General features: G+C 59.6%; 18 protein-coding genes and 1 pseudogene. 11 read left to right on the top strand and 8 right to left on the bottom strand.

What is annotated here, in order from left to right; all coding sequences use genetic code 11:
• Positions 1-42: 42 nt before the first annotated feature.
• A complete protein-coding gene (locus ABR738_RS15735; protein ID WP_350230609.1) occupies positions 43-216 on the bottom strand; it encodes a hypothetical protein in 174 nt (57 codons plus the stop codon).
• Positions 217-402: 186 nt separating this feature from the next.
• Positions 403-1,737, bottom strand: a complete 1,335-nt coding sequence (locus ABR738_RS15730) for a hypothetical protein (RefSeq protein ID WP_350230608.1) — start codon at positions 1,735-1,737, stop codon at positions 403-405.
• A gap of 175 nt (positions 1,738-1,912) precedes the next feature.
• Between ABR738_RS15730 and ABR738_RS15725 the strand changes: the two genes are divergently transcribed.
• The 6 genes from ABR738_RS15725 (at position 1,913) to ABR738_RS15700 (ending at position 6,892) form a co-directional block, all read left to right on the top strand.
• Positions 1,913-2,245, top strand: coding sequence for a hypothetical protein (locus tag ABR738_RS15725; protein WP_350230607.1), 333 nt, complete (start codon positions 1,913-1,915; stop codon positions 2,243-2,245).
• Positions 2,246-2,493: 248 nt separating this feature from the next.
• Positions 2,494-2,718: a hypothetical protein gene (locus tag ABR738_RS15720; protein WP_350230606.1), complete on the top strand. Its 225-nt coding sequence runs from the start codon at positions 2,494-2,496 to the stop codon at positions 2,716-2,718.
• A gap of 158 nt (positions 2,719-2,876) precedes the next feature.
• Positions 2,877-3,011: a hypothetical protein gene (locus ABR738_RS15715; protein WP_350230605.1), complete on the top strand. Its 135-nt coding sequence runs from the start codon at positions 2,877-2,879 to the stop codon at positions 3,009-3,011.
• A gap of 46 nt (positions 3,012-3,057) precedes the next feature.
• The gene (locus tag ABR738_RS15710) at positions 3,058-5,346 is read left to right on the top strand and encodes a type IV secretory system conjugative DNA transfer family protein (protein ID WP_350230604.1); all 2,289 of its coding nucleotides are present in this window, start codon (positions 3,058-3,060) and stop codon (positions 5,344-5,346) included.
• A 131-nt stretch (positions 5,347-5,477) separates the two neighbouring features.
• Positions 5,478-6,158 carry a replication-relaxation family protein gene (locus ABR738_RS15705; protein WP_350230603.1) on the top strand — a complete coding sequence of 227 codons (681 nt, stop codon included), beginning with the start codon at positions 5,478-5,480 and terminating at the stop codon, positions 6,156-6,158.
• Positions 6,159-6,565: 407 nt separating this feature from the next.
• A complete protein-coding gene (locus ABR738_RS15700) occupies positions 6,566-6,892 on the top strand; it encodes a hypothetical protein (protein WP_350230602.1) in 327 nt (108 codons plus the stop codon).
• Positions 6,893-7,231: 339 nt separating this feature from the next.
• On the opposite strand, the gene ABR738_RS15695 is transcribed toward ABR738_RS15700, so the two are convergent.
• Complete coding sequence (locus ABR738_RS15695; protein ID WP_350230601.1) at positions 7,232-7,726, bottom strand: hypothetical protein; 495 nt, start codon at positions 7,724-7,726, stop codon at positions 7,232-7,234.
• 495 nt (positions 7,727-8,221) lie between these two features.
• Between ABR738_RS15695 and ABR738_RS15690 the strand changes: the two genes are divergently transcribed.
• Positions 8,222-8,632, top strand: a complete 411-nt coding sequence (locus tag ABR738_RS15690) for a type II toxin-antitoxin system death-on-curing family toxin (RefSeq protein WP_350230600.1) — start codon at positions 8,222-8,224, stop codon at positions 8,630-8,632.
• Between the two features lie 16 nt (positions 8,633-8,648).
• Here ABR738_RS15690 and ABR738_RS15685 read toward each other — a convergent pair whose 3' ends face one another.
• Entirely contained in the window at positions 8,649-8,861 is a 213-nt protein-coding gene (locus ABR738_RS15685) for a hypothetical protein (RefSeq protein WP_350230599.1), read from the bottom strand.
• A 362-nt stretch (positions 8,862-9,223) separates the two neighbouring features.
• Between ABR738_RS15685 and ABR738_RS15680 the strand changes: the two genes are divergently transcribed.
• Both ABR738_RS15680 and ABR738_RS15675 read left to right on the top strand, forming a co-directional pair.
• Positions 9,224-10,000, top strand: a complete 777-nt coding sequence (locus ABR738_RS15680; RefSeq protein WP_350230598.1) for a ParA family protein — start codon at positions 9,224-9,226, stop codon at positions 9,998-10,000.
• A 202-nt stretch (positions 10,001-10,202) separates the two neighbouring features.
• A complete protein-coding gene (locus ABR738_RS15675) occupies positions 10,203-10,376 on the top strand; it encodes a hypothetical protein (RefSeq protein WP_350230597.1) in 174 nt (57 codons plus the stop codon).
• Positions 10,377-10,650: 274 nt separating this feature from the next.
• On the opposite strand, the gene ABR738_RS15670 is transcribed toward ABR738_RS15675, so the two are convergent.
• From ABR738_RS15670 to ABR738_RS15655, 4 genes are all read right to left on the bottom strand, one after another.
• Positions 10,651-11,343, bottom strand: coding sequence for a hypothetical protein (locus tag ABR738_RS15670; RefSeq protein ID WP_350230596.1), 693 nt, complete (start codon positions 11,341-11,343; stop codon positions 10,651-10,653).
• A gap of 135 nt (positions 11,344-11,478) precedes the next feature.
• The gene (locus ABR738_RS15665) at positions 11,479-13,719 is read right to left on the bottom strand and encodes an SGNH/GDSL hydrolase family protein (protein WP_350230595.1); all 2,241 of its coding nucleotides are present in this window, start codon (positions 13,717-13,719) and stop codon (positions 11,479-11,481) included.
• Between the two features lie 309 nt (positions 13,720-14,028).
• A complete protein-coding gene (locus tag ABR738_RS15660; RefSeq protein WP_350230594.1) occupies positions 14,029-14,352 on the bottom strand; it encodes a hypothetical protein in 324 nt (107 codons plus the stop codon).
• A gap of 311 nt (positions 14,353-14,663) precedes the next feature.
• Positions 14,664-16,241, bottom strand: a complete 1,578-nt coding sequence (locus ABR738_RS15655; RefSeq protein WP_350230593.1) for a recombinase family protein — start codon at positions 16,239-16,241, stop codon at positions 14,664-14,666.
• Between the two features lie 54 nt (positions 16,242-16,295).
• Here ABR738_RS15655 and ABR738_RS15650 point away from each other — a divergent pair.
• Together ABR738_RS15650 and ABR738_RS15645 are read left to right on the top strand one after the other, a co-directional pair.
• A pseudogene (locus ABR738_RS15650) lies at positions 16,296-17,015 on the top strand (AAA family ATPase); the annotation flags it as partial.
• Between the two features lie 95 nt (positions 17,016-17,110).
• Positions 17,111-17,809 carry a DUF1707 SHOCT-like domain-containing protein gene (locus ABR738_RS15645; protein ID WP_502964090.1) on the top strand — a complete coding sequence of 233 codons (699 nt, stop codon included), beginning with the start codon at positions 17,111-17,113 and terminating at the stop codon, positions 17,807-17,809.
• Positions 17,810-18,029: the final 220 nt, after the last annotated feature.

The raw sequence follows: 18,029 nt of genomic DNA, 5'->3' as shown, positions 1-18,029 counted from the left end.
TTCGTTGCGGGTGCGGGGTGGTGAGTGTCGGAGAGGACGGGGTCAGCCCTCCAGGTCGATCACCGCTTGAACGGTGAGACCGTTGTCCATGGCGAACTGAAGACGACGAGCCGTCAGCGGGTCGATCCTGTCGAGGACCTTCAGGAAGCGGCGGTAAGCCAGGTAGTCGAGGGTGTTGCTGATGAAGCGAGGGGTGAAACGCCGATTCTTCGACATGTGGTGTGCCTCTTTGGCTCGATTCGGGTGCGGCACGCCACCAGCCGGTTAAGTGGGCGGGGTGCTGCACCAGAAGAGTTGAGACACGGGTGCTATCGCTTGAATACGATTGCTTCTATTTATAACACAATTCACTTAAAAGATCAATACCTACTGGAATGCCACCCCTGTAAGAGAGAAGGTGATTTACCCGAGTGTTGCCGTTATCTTGAAGCTTACGTATCCGCCGTTCTGCCCGATCAGGCCGTCACCGTTGTCCCCCAGGAGCACGCCCTTATCGTGGATCGGGGCGTCTTCGGCACCGGGCAGGGGCACGCCTTCGGTCGGGGTGTTGTTGGTGCGCATCCGGGCGGAGCCGAGAACGTAGCGCAGGCTCACCGGCCGGGCCGCGACGAAATTACAGGAGTCCCAGACCTGTTCGGCGTTGTTGGCCGACAGGATGCCCGTAAGCCCGGGGTTCAGCTTGGAGTCATCCGGAAACCAGATGCGCAGCCGTGCCCCTTGGAGCTTGGCAGCTACGTTCCCGCCGACGTTGGGTGAAGCGATGGAATCCAGGTTGGGGGCGATGTCGTTCACCACCAGGGCCATGCACTCGTAGGTGTGGCCATCCTTAGCGACCATCTCGTCGTCCCAGCCCTGGGCGTCCTTCGCGGTGTCCTTGCACTGCACGAAGTTTCGTTCATCCCCGTGCCCGGGTTGGTCGGTGATTGAGTTGAACACCGGATACGACGACGGGTGCTGCATGGTGAACGTCTTTCGCTCCGGCCCCCACCCTTGGCCGTTGTCAATCTTCGGGGCTGCCGCACTGCGGACAGTCACGCCGGTTGGAACGGTGGCGCTCTCGACCTTGTCGGGGCCGTGGTGTGCCTCTGAACCCAGCGGAATCACGCCCGTAAGAATCAGGGTGATGGCGATGACAAGCCCGACACCAGCCGTGCCCACTAGGGCGAGCTGACCAAGCTGCTCGCGGTCGGTCGGAAGCGACCACTGACCAACGACACCGCGGACGGCCTGGATGAAGCCCGCGTTCTCGGGGCCAGCCGGCGGGGAGGATTGGTCGTCCGGTTCATCCGCTTCCACGGGCGCATCTAGATCGGGGTCGTCCAGAACGACGGGCCCGGCGCTCTGGAAGGGGTCGGCTGGTGTCGTCGCTTCGACGATGAGGTGCGCCAGATCTCCGAACCCGCCCCTGTCTTCTTCAAGACGGATATGGGTGCTGCGACCTACCTCAAGGAAGCGCTCGTTCTTTGGGCGGTCGAGACCTCTGGCCCAGTTGCGGCGCTCTTCAAGCTCACCGTGCCACTCCAGCTCGATGTTCAAGGCGTTCCGAACGGCTCTGGCCTTCGGGGTATCGCCCATGAGGTTAATGAACTCGTCCAACCGCTTGAGAGCTGCTGTCGGGTTGCCGGGTGTCTGTAGGAGGTCGAGCATCCACGGACGTTCGCGGAGCTTGGCAGTGGTGACACCCTCTTTGACGCGCATCTCTTTGAAGGCTGCGACCAGCCGCTCCACGTCGTCCACGTGATGCCTCCTCACCCGCTGATCCACCGAGTGCCAAGTATCCCATCCCACCTACGTGCCAGCAGCGTTCCAACCTGGGCTGATACGTCAGTGACATGTACTGGGATGTCCTCACCGCCGCACCTTGAAGGAGCAGGCCAACGAGGCCCGCTCAAACAAGAAGGAGGCAACGACCATGGGTGGCGAACTCTCGCTCTTTGGTGGCAGCGACCGAGGTGGACGGGGTGAGGTGGCCCGACCGACCAGGCGGCAGCGGGCAGCCGTAGAACGGGCGGACATCGAGCTGTTCCAGCTCGCGGCCAGCGGCAAGCACGAAGAAGTGAAGGCCATGCTGCGCAAGCGGCTGACCGAGGACGCCATGCAGGACGTGACCGACGTGGGCAAGTTGGCCGAAGAGCTGGCGGGTACCGACCAGTTCCTTGCGACCCTGCTTATTCCGATCGTCCAGGAGTACGCCCGCACCACCGCGCGGGACATTCGGGACTTCGGCCGGGGCCGGGGCTTCTAGATGGACGGGGTCAACCAAGCCGGGCTGCTCATCTCGCTTGTCGTCCTCTTCCTGTGTGTACGGGCTCTCTGTACCCCGTCGCGCAGGGAGAAGCGGCGCACGCCGAGACAGCCGCAGGGACTCAGCGAGATGGACATGTATGCGCTGCGTCGGCAGCGCAAGAACGACGCCATGCGACAGATGCGATCGGTTGTCCGTGACCACCACAACCCGACTTCCTCCCGGCGTGACCGAAGGGATTGGCACTCATGAAGCAGCAGTCCACGGAGAAGAACGGTCTGTTCTACGCCTTCGGCGCCCAGGCCGAGAAGTCCTCGCTTCATTGGCAGCTCGACCGCCGTCATGGGTGGCGGTCACCTATCAACCGGCGCCAGCGGCGAAACGACCCCTCGGTGTTGCTGCGGACTCACCGGCACGGCATGACCTGGTGGCTGATGTCCGGCTGGTTCGCGGGCGGGCCGCTCAAGAAGTAGCGCTCTTCGGGGAAGGCAGCTTCGGCCATCGCCACCCCACCAACCTGGAAGGGGACGTGTCGTTGATACGTCCCCTTCCAACTCCCCGCCGGCCACGAAGTTAGGTCGGCGGCTTCATCCCTCGGGAGGTGACCGTGAAGAAAGCCCGGAGCTTGCTCGTGACGTTGCTACTCGCTGCCCTGACGATTCGGGTGCTGTGGTGGGCGGTTGAGCCGTTCATTCCCTACCTCATCGGCATGCTCGCAATCGTCATGGCACTGGGGTACATCTACTTCCGCATGACGCGGTGGTAAAAGTTACACACCACATACTCATGTTGGTATGAGAAAATAGATCAGCATGAGTCTCGCAATATCCGTCATCACGTCAGGTGGACTGGCGCTTTTAATCGGCGCCTTCTTGATGGGACTCAGAAGTATGCAGTCGCAGACCGATGAACGAGTGACGTACCGCCTCACCTTCCCGGCCGACCTTACGGCCGCTCAGGTCATCGAGTGGATCAAACGAGTAAGTGGCACTCTCCACACCGGCCCCCGCCGGTTGATTGGTCTGCCTTCAGTGGTCTTCGAGGTGCGAGCGAATGATCGGGAGATCAGCCACCGCATACGAGTACCGCGCCACCAAGAGCGATTCATTGTTCCGCAACTCCGCTCGCTCGTACCGGGCATGACGGCGACCCCTGAGACGGATGAACCGGAACATCAGTGGATGGCGGCCGTAGAGCTTGGCAATACCCATCCAGAGCGCACGCTTGATACTCAGAACGCGGAAACCATCTCGACAAGCATCCTCACGGCAATGGACAACCTCGGCCGGGGTGAAGAGATGGTGTATCAGTGGGTGGTGTCGCCTGCCCTGCGGGAGCAACTACCCGCGCAGGGACGCGAGCATGTAAGTAGTCATTTCAGCGTGGCCGGGCAGCTCCTTTCTGGATCACGTTCTGCTGAGCGAGACGAAATCACCGACCGGCGAACCAAGTTGAGTGAACCCAACTTCGTCGGGGTTCTTCGCATCGCGGCCAAGGGCTTCAACAAGCAGCACGCGGCGAGCTTGCTCGCACCGATCAACCACACGCTTATGAGCGTCAGGACCCCGTACAACGGATTCCGTCGGCGTCTCGGACGCGAGAGCGGCATCCTAAAGCGCGTCGCCCTTGCCAGCCCTCTCACGGTCTATCCCGCCAAACTTGCGGCAAGTGAGCTGGGGAGTTTGATTGCCTGGCCCATCGGGACGCCCCATCTTTCGCGGCTCCCGCGCGCAAGGACACGGCACCTTCCGGCAACGGCAGCGATCCCTAATAAGGGCCGCGTCATCGGAGAGTCCAACTTCCCCGGAGGTGAGCGCGCTCTTGCCTTGAGCCCTGTCGAGTCTGCTCAGCACCTTCAAGTCGTCGGCCCGACGGGTTCAGGTAAGACGGTTCTACTGAACAACTTGATGACTCAGGACATGGAGGCCGGCCGCGGGGTCATCCTGATCGAGAGTAAAGGCGACCTGTTCAACGAGGCGCTTGCCAGGGTGCCAGAACGTCGGCTTCAAGACGTCGTGCTCCTGGACGTGACCGACACGGCTTATCCGGTGGGCTTCAACCTGTTGCAGGGAAACCCGTACGCCGTGGCCTCGGAGATTCAACGTCTCTTCGACCACCTGTATCCGCAGGACGCTCGGGGCGTGCGCGTACGGCAAGGGTTCTATCACCTGATCCTGACGCTGTTGATGAGCACGAATGCAGAGCGACCGATGACCTTCGCGGATATCGGGGCGCTCAGCGTGCCGAGAACAGATCAAGAAGAGTTCGCCAGCAACCTGATTGCTGGCGTTTCACACCTTGAGGAGCTGGCCGGTTGGTGGCAGGACATCCAGCGCATGCCCCGGCAGCAACGAGAGAACTACTTCAAGCCGCTCACTGACAGGACGTGGCAGCTCACTTCTCGGCGGTCGCTGCGCAACATCATCGGGCAGAGCCAAAGCACCATCGACATGCGCGAGGTGATCCGAGGAAACAAAATTCTTCTCGTCAACCTCGGCCGTGCAACAGAAGGAAAGGAGACGGCCGGGCTACTCGGCAGCCTCATCTTGAACTATGTATGGAGTGCCGTTCAGGGTGGTGCAGCCAACCCAAACAACCCGACGATGCTCTACCTCGATGAGTTTCAAGACTTCCTCAACTTGCCGATTGCTCCGGCCGATATGTTCGCGCAGGCGCGCAGTCTGGGACTAGCGATGACTGTTGCCCACCAGCACATCGGACAGCTCTCTAAGGAGTTGCAGGAAGCGACCTCGACGAACGCCCGTTCAACGGTGGTCTTTCAGACCTCGGCGGATGAAGCCAAGCACTTTGCACGGCAGTTCGGCCGTAACGTCAGTGATGATGACTTCATGAACCTCGGACGGTTCGAGGTCATTATGCGACTCGCCACAAGGGCGGGCGTAAGTCCGCCCGCAACGGCCGTCACGTTGCCGCCGGTTGGAACGACAGGGCTTGCCGACAAGGTGCGGCAGCTTTCACAGAAGAAGTACGGACGACCGATCGCCGACGTTGAACGGGAGATCGCTCAACGACGCGGCGCGAAGGTGAAAGCCAAGCGTTCTACGAAACGCCGCTTCGGTGGCGGGAGTTGGAACCCGTGACCCTTCCTGGTACAGGGGTGCACCCCAGGCTAGGCCCAGGTCAGCCCCAGGCGCATCCCTGTACCCGCGTACCCCCTGACCAGGGGGTACGCCCCCACCTATCAGCGCATGACTATCTACGGAGCACACACATGGAACTTACTACCCGAGACTTCAATATCCTGACACTCGTCCACACATTCACCCAGCTATCATCCACACACTTGAAAGAACTGGTCTTCTTCGATAGATCCCACAGCATCCCTGACGTTGTTCTCGGCCGCTTGGTGCGTCTGCATTACTTGTCACGAGTTGGAAGACGTGCGACAGGTGATAAAGGCGGCTCCGGCGCTTACACCTATCAACTTGGTCGGTACGGTCGGGTACTCCTCGGCGTCGAAGGACGGTTGTCGCCCAACGTCAACAATCATGCCCTGATGATTGCCGACACCTACCTTGAGATTCGGCGGGCCGAAAGGGCAGGTGTCCTCGCGCTGAAGCGCTGGGAGATAGAACTCCCGGTTCCTCCTGGTGTTCGCTCCGACCTGTTCGTAGCTGCCGACTTTCCACACCAAGCGCGAAGCGGCGCATACTTTCTTGAGATCGACCTCAGTACGGAAGCGCCCATCCGTATCCGCGAGAAAATCCAAGCGTATTGGCGGGCGGCCGAGCTGAGCGAGGCTGACGACTTCCCTTACGTGGTCTTCGTGGTGAAGCACGAGGCCCGAAAGGCGGAGATCGGACGCATCATCCGCAAGCTACCGGAGGAGCAACGCGAGATGGTTCGCGTCTTTCTCCTCGGTGAGCTGATACCGGCTCTCATGCAGCTTTAGAGGCGTTGTTCTTTCTACACTGCTAACAGGGGTGAAAGACATTGATCAACAGGGGTGGATTCTTTATAATAGAAGTAGTAACACAGGAGACCAACGCCATGGCTCGACGCACACGCAAACAACCCCTTATCGCAGCCCTCGTATGGGGATCGCAGAAACCCGCGCGCCGGGGTGGTGTTCAGGTTCGCCGTGTACCGGCCCGTACTCGTCCGGTAGAAGACTTCGTTCTCGCCGTCATCTTAGGCGGGGGATTTACCGTCTACCTTGCTATGACGACCTGGCTTTAGAACGTCACCACTTAGCGGCTGTGTCGTCACCTGCCGAAATTCGCTGAGCCTGGCAATATCAGTCGGCTGGAATTATGCTCCATCGAGAAAGGCCGCTCACTCGGAGGGAACGGACACACGATGGACGTACCGCAGGCTCATGCAGGAATCAAGCGCCTTCTTGTCGAGGTAGCAGGTTCCATTGATCCGGTTGTTCTACGGCGCATTGTGAGAGAGACGTCCGAACACGTCGATGCCAACTATTTGCCGCACGATGAAACCGCGCAACTTGTCGTCTCGGCTCGCCTCGAAGAACTACAGCTCTTTCAGCGTGTGGTCGCCGCGTTCCTCGATGACATCAGTAGTGGCGAGATACTCGATGAGAACGACCTGATGGAACGGCTCGTTGAGTGGATCAGTGGACGACGTAAGGTTGTCAGGGCTTTGGCGGCACGAAAGCCGGACTAAGGCCAACGCGTTCTAGCGGTCGTGGCCGGCTGCGGGTGGAACGATCGGATCAACGTACGGCCGCGGGGCACGGTAGATCGAGGGCACCACAAAGAGCCCGCGGTGGGCGGGAGATTCGAGAGAGTTAACCGACGCTCAAAACGACGGTAGATTCGGCCGACCTAGAGGCCGCGCCGACGGAAAGTTAGAAGCCGTGGTTCATCGCCGTAGCCCCATGCAGAAGATTCGCTGAATCCTGGGGCGCTCAGAGGGCCTGTAAGGGGAATTTTTGGTCAGACACATCAAGTGTCATCTTCCCTGCCATCGACGCTCACAGCGTCTCTCAACGCGTTCTACGTCCTAGCCAAGCGTTGCACTGGTCTGGTTCTTCAAAGCTAACGTGCAGAACAGCCCGAACGGATGTGTCTTACCTGTCTCGGCCGCCGTTACAGCGAAACGCACGGCACCTTGCCTGTGACGCCACGCAGCTTTGAAGACAGCACCAACGCTCTTAGCGGGCACGGTGATTCGTTTCCTGACCTCTTGGACAACGCGTTGAACCTCGCGCATTTTGGCAAGGAAGTCGAGGGTACGTTCCCAGCACTTCTTAGCGGTGACGCTGGCGAACCAACGCGACGGCTTTTCCTTGGTGTGGGCCACCTCGACAAGGTCGAGTAGGTCTTGTAAGTGTCCTCGACGGATGAGCGCTTTGAACTTGTTGCGGTACATCTTATTGTCGATCAGTTCATCTACAACCTGCGGGATCTCTCCCTCTTCTATAGAAGAAAGGGCGTTTTTGCCTTCGTTTCTTCTATAGAACTGCCGCTCCGCTAACGTTGATCCGATTGCTTGCATGTTGGTGTTCCTCCAGCTTTGATGCTTGGGCGCAACAAAGCCACCCCTCTTGTGGGGATGAATAAGTTAGTTGTTCAGGCTCAACTCAACCAAAGTGTGAGGACAATTAGAAAAGGCCCCACTTGGGGGCCTTGCCTACTCATTCATCTAAGCTACTACCATAATAAACAATACCAACAGTAAATGCAATACTTTTCCTGCGGTTTTCTACCATGGATATGAATAATACCCCCAAAGTCGATAGCCACCACCCATTCGGTGCTTAGATGAACGAGTAGATGACTTGGTTTTAAGTATAAAGTGCGCGCGTGAAAAAAGCAACGATTTCACATGTCACCCCTATTCAAATAGGCGACCCTGTTTTATAATCGAAGATATGCAGAATAACGTACCCGTCGCTGAAACCCTGACTCCTCGCCAGAAGGCCGAGATTGATCGTGCTGTGAAGCGGACGGTTAAGCGCTACCGCAAGACGCTAACGCGCCTCGCTCTTACATGAAGAAGCTGACCGTAGCGGAGGCCAGATACGCAGCCCTGCGAGTCAAAGAACTTCTCGATTACGATGAACCGATGGACTTTGATGTCCGCACTCCTGGCAGGCTTGAGAGCTGCCTAGAGCACCCTTTCGCCCACTTCAACGGACGGTATATCTACTGGACGCTTCCCCATCGAGCAGCCGTCCTCTTCTACCTGGTCATTAAGAACCACCCTTTCGCTAACGGCAACAAGCGCATGGCGGTCGTGCTCGCCTCTCTCTTGATTCAGCAGAACGGCCGATGGCTCGACATACCTCAAGATGAGCTATACGACCTCGCTTGCGATGTGGCCAACAGTGACGCCAAAGACAAGGATGCCGTCATCGCGGCGTTGAAGGACACGTTCAAACGACACCTCAGTGAATGGTAGAACCGCGGCCGGCGCCCTACCGCGTCAGCGCGTCTTTGAACTGAAACTCCCTCAATGCCTGCTGCATAATCTCGTAGTCTTTAAGGTCGCGCTCAAGGGCTTCTCGCTTAACCCACTTAATCATCTCCTTCGGAAGGTGGGTGGTGTACTTGACCACTAGTGGTTTTGTGGCGTTGTCCACTTCCCTACTTGTGGTCTTGTGGTCAATCGGTGGTGTTGGTTGTGTCATTGGTTATCTCCTTCTCTTGGTTGGCTTTAACGGGGTCGTTCTCATCAGACGTGACGCGAGCCGTATCCAGGCTGCGTCTGCTGTGAGCTGATGATGTTTGGGATTTATGCCTAGCCTCTCGATCACAAAGGCTTTAGAGAGCTGGCCAACGAATTCTGGTGCGATGATTGCTGTGTTCTTTTGCATTGCGTTATTCCTCTTACTCTTTCATTCTAACGCAACAATGCTCTAGAATTCAAGAGTTTAATTGCTCTAGAGCTCTCAAACTCTAGAGTTCTAGAGAATGCATGTATTGAAGCGTGCGTAATTGCGTTGATGCACTATCTCGTGTTAACGTAATTGAATAGGAGAACAAATGAATAATGGCCAAGAAGATAGCAATAGCCATCCACAAAGGTGGAGTAGGGAAGACCACCACCGCTAAGAACATCGCGGCGGCCTTGGCTCTGGCCGGACACGCAACGCTTCTCGTAGACCTTGACGAGCAGGCCAACGCCACCAAGGGACTGGGGATAGATCCCGCTGACTTAACGGTCACGTTGAACGATCTGTTCACGAGCCCGGAGGTTGACCCGTCCTCGGCCGTGCTCACCACGGCGATAGAGGGGCTGCATCTGATTGCCGGGCATCCAAACCTTGCCCGCACAGAGACAGGCATGGCCTTTCAACGTGCTGACCCAACGGCCCCTGATCCGATCGAGGCCCTGCGAACGATCCTCTCGGCCCTGGATGACCGGTATGACTTCATCATCCTCGACACACCACCGTCGCTGAACTACATGACCATCAACGCTCTCGCCGCAGCGGACGAGCTGGTGATCCCAGCGGCGGCCAGTGCGTACAGCCAAGAAGGGTTGAGCCGCACCATCGAGGCTCACGAGCGTGCGGTGGGGAGCTACAACCCAACACTGCGGCTTCGCGGCATCTTGATTACGCGCGTCAAGCGCACGAACGCTTCCTCGGCCGTCCTCGACGGGATAGGGGAGGCGTACAGCGGCCTCGTGATCCCTCAGCTCATCGTTGAGTCAACGTCCGTCGATGAAGCAGAACAACTGAACCAACCGGTAGTGCTCTATGACCCCGAGAGTCCAGCCGCACAAGGGTATAAGCGGGTCGCGGAGATTCTAAGCAATGACTAGCAAATTCAAGCAACAGGCAAGCGAGCGGCCAAAGTTCGTACCTCGGGCGGCCATCCCGCAGGTTGATCCAGAGTCACCTAAGCCCAGGCCGGCGGCGACCGTAGCTGCGAGCCAACCAGCGCCCGCGCCGCAGGCCGTAGAAGCCGCGCCTCAAGAGGGCACCGCGGCAGCAGCCACAGAGCGGCCGATCTACCTCACCCCCGTGAGCACCGATGAACAGCCGACCAACCGGGGCTTCGTCATGTACCCGTCTCGGCACACCCAAGTCGTGCGCGACCTCGCGTTCATTGAGGGACGCCGACCGTGGGCCATTATCGAGGACGCACTAGAGGAGTACGTCACCCGGCACTACGGAAAGCAATACAAACGCAAGTAGAAGGCAGCCCATTCAACATGCCGATGATGCGTCGCACAATCTACCTTTTACGACGTTAGTTCAAACGTAACAGGGGTGGATGCCTGCGAGACCATGTGTTTTGGAAGATTGCTATGCGCTATGGGCGCCCGCGCTGAATGAATTCTTGTAGACAGATCGGCTTGTTCATTGCCGAATTAGCGTTCTGCACCGAAGTTGTTAGATCATAGATCTCGGGTTTCGCAACTGTATTGCCAAGCGGCACAGAAGGTGGTTTGGCTATTTAGAAGTAGGATTACTTGTTTGCGGAGTGCGGAGGGAATATGCAGCTTATTCCGAGGATGTCTAATCCGCTGCTGGAACACGTCCAGTATGTTTCCTTTACGGTCACTCCTACGACTGTTGCTCCGTCAGCGGGAGCGCCAATTCGGTGCGATATAAGTGCGTCGGTGATAGCACTAGATTCCGGGCCATTGACGCTCGTTGGCCACGTTGACCAGCCAATGCGAGCAGTCGTGTGTTGCTTCGAATAATCAACGTCCCCTCCTCTGGTGCCATCGAGTACCTGGTGCGTGTAGTCATTATCAGTAAACTTCTTAAACCCTAGGGACTCAAGCTTTGTGTTGGCGAGTGAGAGCGTCGCTTTCTTGTCTCCGGTTATTTCAAAGTATTTATAGCCTTCCATTGAACACTCGATTCGGGTCGAAAGACCGACCGAGCTTCCACTGTCACAACCTTGATCTACCGTAGTTGAAGCGAGCTGCTTACCCGGTAATTGAGTAGCTTCAAGCGCTGTCTGGATGCGACTCTTCACCTCGTCAGTATTTGCGCTGTAGCGTTGATCTGCTCTAAAGAAGGCGAGCCAGGTTATAAGGGCTACCAAAACTGCGACCGCGATCACTCTTAAGTAGAGCGGCGTACTATTAAAGGTTTCTAGGGGTTTTGTATTGCCCTTTTTCGCTTTGGTTGATTGTGTTTTACTTGCCATATACTTAATAGTTTATCAGGACGCAACAAAAGAACAATCTTTAAATTGAAGAAGGCCCCCAGTCCCGTTCCGCCTGGCTGGCGGATCGAAGGACTGGGGGCCGTTGGCTCTTCAGTTCATTCTGTGCTTGTGGTACTACTCCCCGATCGCCTGGCGAACCAGTTGAGCGTAGGCCGCTTGGCCCTTCTCGTTGGGGTGGAACACGTAGGCGAGGCCGTTCAGGGCCTGGTCGACGTTGTTGAAGTAGGACTCACCCGTGCCGCACACTTCGTGCCCGGCGAACGGGGAGTTCGTTCCCGTTGCCGAGACGAACACGAGTCGTTGGTTGTCGGCGTCGAGCGCCCGCACCGCGTTCACGGTGTCGCTGATCTTCGTGTTGAGCTTGGTGACGATGTCACGCGCAGCTCGCGCGTCTTCCCAGTAGCGACCGGATGCCACCGGGACGCTCTCGTACATGTACGGGCATCGGGCGTCACCCGGATCGGTAATCGTCTTGTTGGCGATCACCTGGGGGTAGCCGAGCACGTACACCTTGGTTCCGGCAGTCTTGGTGACCTCCAGGAGCTTCTTGTAGGTGGTCGTCAGGCTCGTTCCGAGCGTGTTGTTGATCGCGTTCAGCGACGTGTTGTACTTGGCGCTGCTGAAGTTGCAGGTGTCGAGGACACACGCCTTGGCGAAGTCCGTGAAGAAGATGTCGTTCCCACCGATGGTGATGGTGGCGACCTTCGGGCTTCCTGACGACAGCGCACTGACCTGTGACGGTTCGTAGTGTGTGCTGTCGTTCCATCCGTTGAGGACGTGAGTCGTCTGCGCGCCGGAGCACGCGACGAACTTGTCCAGTTGCAGGGTGAGGTTCGGGTTCAACCCGTTGACTCGCGGATACGCAACGGCACTGCGGTTGCAGGCCGTTGTGTCCACGAACGGCGGGTCTCCCTCTCCAGAAGAGAAGGAATCACCGAGTGCGACGTACGAACGTGGCACGGGCTGTGTCGCGGTGTTCGCCGTGATCACGGGCCCTTGCGGGTAGTTCGTACCGACGCCGTTCACCGTTAGGGCGAACAGCTTCCTGGTGATGCTCCCGCAGTTGCCGCTGCACCGTGCCCTGACGTACAGGGTGTTGGCGACGGCGTTGGCGGGTTGCCCCGACGAGGTGTCTAGCGCGTATCCGTAGGGCTGGGGTGTTGCGTTCGGGTCACCCAGGATCGCCTGTTGGTACGGATACGTGTTGTTCACGGGATCGTACGTCTGCACCAAGATACCGGGCACGGTGGCCGGGTAGCTGAGACCAGTGTTGACGTTCAACTCGCGGACGACAGCCACCTTCCCGCCACTCTCGGCGGTGAGGTAGGTGCCGCCGTATGTGCCGTTGGCGTAGGTGTCAGGGAGGAGGACCGACCTGACTTTCTGGCCGCTGGCGTTGATGGTGACGAGTCGCCTTTCCCACGTTTTCGGCGTGGCAGGGACTCCGTCGGAGATCATGTGCTGTTCGGTGGTCAGGGCGACCACACCGCCTCCCGGAGTGGGAAACAGTTGGACGCCGTTGGTGTCGGCCTGCGGCTGCGAAGCCGAGACCGCCCACTTCACGGCGCCCATGGTGGGGTCGTAGCGCGAGACACTGATGCCACGGAATCCGCTGCCCGACACGTAAGACGCGACGAACAACTGACCCTCGGCGTTCAGCTTCTCGTACCAGACATCACCAGTGGTGGCCTGACCGAGAAACTTGCCGCTGTAGCTGTAGTACCAGGCGTTTCCGCTCGACTGGCCATGCAGCACGATCCCGTCCTTGTAGGTACGGAGCATCATGCTGCAATCGTTCGAGATCTTGACGTCCAGCACCTTGGTCGGTGCGGTCTGGCCGGCGGCCACCCCGGGCGTGAGCCCGATGAGGTGAACGCCATCACTCAACCGTGCGGTCGAGTAGATGTTGCCGTTGGCACCCACCGCGTACGACGGGTTCGGGTCGATCCCGCAGTTGAGCGGGTACTTCCACTTGAGGGTGTTCCCGGTGTACGCGAGGAGGTTGGCCCCCCTCACCGAGTTGTTGTTGGCGTCCTTGCCGAACGGCACACCGTAGATGTCGCCGTTCTTGTCGGCGATCGGCGCGTTGAGGCAGTTGGTGACTCCGTCGATGACGGAGGTTCGCGAGATCTGGCGAACTACCTGCCCGGAGGCGTTGTAGGTCGTCAGGTCGCTTCCCGCGTCCGTGGTTGAACACGGCAGCGTGATGTCACCGTTGGTGCTGACGATGGGGTCGTCGATGCGGCCGATGGTCGGTGCGGGCCACTGGAGCGGCGGGATTGACTCCGCCGCGTTGGCCGTTCCCGTAGGAACGAGCACCAGGAGCGAAACCAGCAAGCTGAACAGAGTCAGCATGACTGGTGTGCGCTTTGATTGGCACATGCGTTGTTTCACCATTTCCACTACTAGTTTCGGGTTTTTAACGAGCGGACAAAAAAGGGACGGGCGTGCCTTGCGGCATACCCGTCCCGATTCGTCTTCTTTGACTGAAGAGCCAAACGTATTTATGACATTTTCAATGCGTTTTGCATAGGGTGGAAAAAACAACAGTGATAAGGGTGCGTGAACTTACCTCTATAAAAAAGCCCCTGCCCCGGCTGGATGCCGGGACAGGGTTTCCGCCTCAACTACCGGGAGCGTTGGTAGGAAGCGGAGTTTTTGGGGTTACCCGTTGCCGTTGCCGACTCGGGTTCCCGGAACGCGGCCCCTCGTGCCACGAGCGTTCTTCAGAACCTCGCTCATGTCGGGGGCCAGCTTGTCGAAGTCCGCCCGCTTCATGGCGACGTCCCTCTTGGAGCCGTTCGGCATGGAGACCTCGATGACCACCAGGTCACCGATCTCCTTGAACTGCTCGGCCTCAGTGGCCAGCACGTCCAGCGCCTTCGGCTGGTCGATGGAGGGGTGCTGACGCACCACCACCGTTGCGAACTCCGCGTCGGTACCTTCCTGACCAGTCAGGTCAGATACCTTGCGACTCACGATTGCCATTTCTGCTCCGCTGGTTGGACTTTAGCCGTGTATTCACAGCCGTCATCTATTTACGCATATCATGCGTAGGTTTAATATGGTGAAATTGGCAACGGCTCGACTTCACTGTCTTAAATTCTGGGTTCTATTGTATAATTGAAGCAGAGATAAATGCATGAAAGCTACTGACCTACAACGCACGCCGGCATCGAGGAAGAACCAGCCAACCAAGGATGGTTCGAGTGCGCGTGTAACCGTAGAAAAAAAATGGATCGAAGCTCAGTTGCAAAATGCCCCTGAACTCCGACCCACTCAAGTTGAGCGTATTGCCACTATCCTTGGTGCCACACCACCTGGAGACGCTCGGGATTAAAGCGGTTGCTGCCCTTGGTGGCTGGCATCAAGATGATGGCCTCGAACAACTCGGCTGCGATGGCGTTCTTCTGCTCGACTTCCAAATCGGGCCACGTCTCGACCATGTTCGTTGACTTGGGTTTGGCGTTCTTCTTGGCGTAGGCCGCGCGCTCTTTAACGAGCACGGCGATAGCCGCTTCCTTCTTCCGTACTTCCGGCCAGATGTGCGGCCCCATGTCGGGGTTCTCTTTGAACTGAGCCAGCAAGCCTGCCTTTGCCGCGTTGAGAGCGGTGAGTTCTTCCGCCTTCTGCCACGGCTGCGGCTCCACCTCGATGTGTTGCTCTTCCAGCCGAGCAAGGATGAGCTTGGTGACGATGGCATCAATGGCGATGCCGGAACCGCACGCCTTACCGCACCCTCCGTCGTTGACCTTGCAGGCGTAGTCGAAGCGGTTGTTCGGCTTGGCGTTGCCTGAGATCTTGTTGCCACAGCTCCCGCACCGGATGATGCGCGACAACATGTACTTCAGCTTCCCGATGTCCGCGTGTCCTTCCGGACGGTCGGGGCCTGCGAGGAGCGCCACAACTGAGTGCCAGGTGTGCTCATCGAGAATGGCCTCGTGCTGACCCTTCACCGGGTGGCCTTGGTCGTTGGTGAGATAGCGCGTGTGGTGCGGCTGATCCATCGGGCCATAGACCCGGTACCCCACTACGCGGGGCGACGTCATCATGAGGACGAACGTCCTTCGGCTCCACGGGTTGCCCTTGGTGGTGCGCTTCCCAGCCTTGTTCCACTTGCGGATGATGGTGGACGCCTTCACACCAGCTAGCAGCAACCTTGCCGCCGCCCGGATCTGCCAGGCTTCGCGCGGAACGATGGTGCGCTTGTCTTCCGCCCATCCGAACGCACGGTTGCCACCTACGGGGATGCCCCGCATTGCGCGCGAAAGATGGCTGTCCCTCAACCGGCGTGACGTGTCGGTTGAGGAACTGGCGCGGGCGTTCAGGACGTAGCGCGCCGCAGACCGACCGTTGTCGGTCAGTAGGTCGAGCGAGCCTCGGATGTCGAGGATGGGACGGTGGTAGTACTGCACTACCTCGATCGCGTCTTCAAGGTGACGGTGGTCTCGGGTGAGACGGTCGATGTCATAGACCACCGAGCCGTCAACAGCCGTGGTCTTACCGAACCCATCGGCCGGGGTGAAGTGCGCCGACTCAGTAGACCCCTTCTTGAGGTCACTGAGCATCCCTTCAAACACAGGGCGGATGACGCGGTAGATGTAGCTTCCGTCCTCCTGCTTGATGCGCTTCTTCTTCCACGCCGAGGTGTCGGGCTCGTCGTACGTGCCGACGTACGTTCCGCCGCGCGACTCGACGTACTTGCGGCAGAACGCCTCTTGTTCGTCGCGGTTGTTGATGTCCCCACCGGTCATCGGAGGACCGGACGTTTCACGGTCAGGGTGGGTTTCGAAGGAGAGCCGAACCAATCCGGCGATGTGAAGGCCGGTCAAGTCGCCCCGTTGGACGCGCTCAATGATGTTCGGTTGTGATTGCACTGCGTGATCTCCTGTTACTTATTGTAACATTGATCACATCGTTTGCAATACTGCTGCGGCCAACGGACCACGCTGTGGTGGGACTTGCCGCTGTACGACTCCTACCGCCTGGCCCACCGCATGTACCGCATCCCCGACCACCGCTTCCGCGAAAACCTGGACCGGTGCGTGGAACTCCTCGACCTGGGGGACCTGTTGGACGTACCCGTACGCCAGCTCTCCCTGGGTCAGCGCATGCGCGGCGACATCGCGGCTGCGCTCCTGCACGACCCGGACGTGCTCTACCTCGACGAGCCGACGATCGGCCTCGACGTCATCAGCAAGGCGAAGGTGCGGCAGTTCCTGCGCGACCTGAACGCCGAACGCGCCACCACCATCCTGCTCACCACGCACGATCTGACCGACATCGAGCAGTTGTGTGAGCGGGTGATGGTCATCGATCACGGCCGCCTCATGTACGACGGGGCGCTCGCGGGGCTGCACGAGGCGGGCGAGGGCGAACGCACCCTGGTGGTCGACCTGGAGCGCGAACTGCCCCCCGTGCGGGCCGAGGGCGCCCGCGTGGTGAAGGTCGAGGGCCCGCGCCAGTGGCTCGCCTTCCCCGCGTCGGCGTCGGCCGCGCCACTGGTCGCGCACATCGCCGAGACATATCCGCTGGTGGACCTGTCGATCCGCGAACCCGACATCGAGGCGGTGATCGCGCGCATGCTGTACGCGCCGGACGGCGGCGCCGACGGCTCCCCGGACGAGCCCGCCCCGCTCTCCCCGCCGTGAGCCGGGCCGGCGCCCCCGCACTGCGGTACCCCCCCCGCATCCCCGCACCCCACACCCCCAGCGCCATGGGGCGGGGACTTCACTAGGCTTCGCCCATGACGAGTGAACCAGCGGGTGGGCTGCCGGAGATGCGCGCTTCGGACGCGGAACGCGAGCGTGTCGCGGAATCGCTGCGGGAGGCGATGGCGGAGGGGCGGCTCGACATGGAGGAGTTCGAGCAGCGCCTCGAAGCCGCCTACAAGGCGCGTACACATGGGGAGTTGGAGCCGCTGGTGCGCGACCTGCCGGCGCCGGGCGCCATCGGGCCGGACCTCGCGGTGCCGCGCGCGACGCGGGACGACGCGGAGGTCCACTGGCCTTCGCGCATCGGCCACGCGCCGACCTCCAAAGGAGGCTTCGCCTTCTGGAGCGGCTTCTCCCGTAAGGGCGAGTGGACGGTGGCGAAGAAGTTCACGGCGTTCGCGATGTGGGGCGGCGGCGAGATCGACCTGCGCGAGGCGCGCTTCGAGGACCGCGAGACGGTGCTGCGGCTTTTCACGATCATGGGCGGGATGGGTGTGACGGTACCGCCGGAGCTGAACGTCCAGGTCAAGGGCTTCGGCCTGATGGGCGGAGTGGACGGCGGCAAGGCCAACGGCGTGGGCACGCCGGGCTCCCCGAAGGTGACGATCGTGGCGTTCGCCCTGATGGGCGGAATCGGCGTGGACCGCAAGCTGCGCAAGGCGCAGAAGGAGCGGATGCGGCTGGAGAAGAGGGGGGAGGAGGGGGACGGGGGCCGGAAGGAACTGAGGTGACCGGGGCGGCACACCCCGCGCCCGCACCGGCCAGGGGCTCCGGCTCGGGGCTCCGGCCCGGGCCGGCCGTTCTCCGCCCCCACCCGAACGAGTGGACGTACGCACGTACGGGGCCGTACGGGAACTGATCGCGCACCCCGTGAGTACTTCATGTAGAGCACGGCAAGTACGACATGGAGAGCACGACGTCGGCCGGGGAAGGCCGCTTCCGGTGAGAACG

Source organism: Streptomyces sp. Edi4, assembly GCF_040253615.1.
GTDB lineage: Bacteria > Actinomycetota > Actinomycetes > Streptomycetales > Streptomycetaceae > Streptomyces.
Note: the sequence above shows the minus strand (reverse complement) of the source record. Positions and strands in the feature narration are given on the sequence as shown.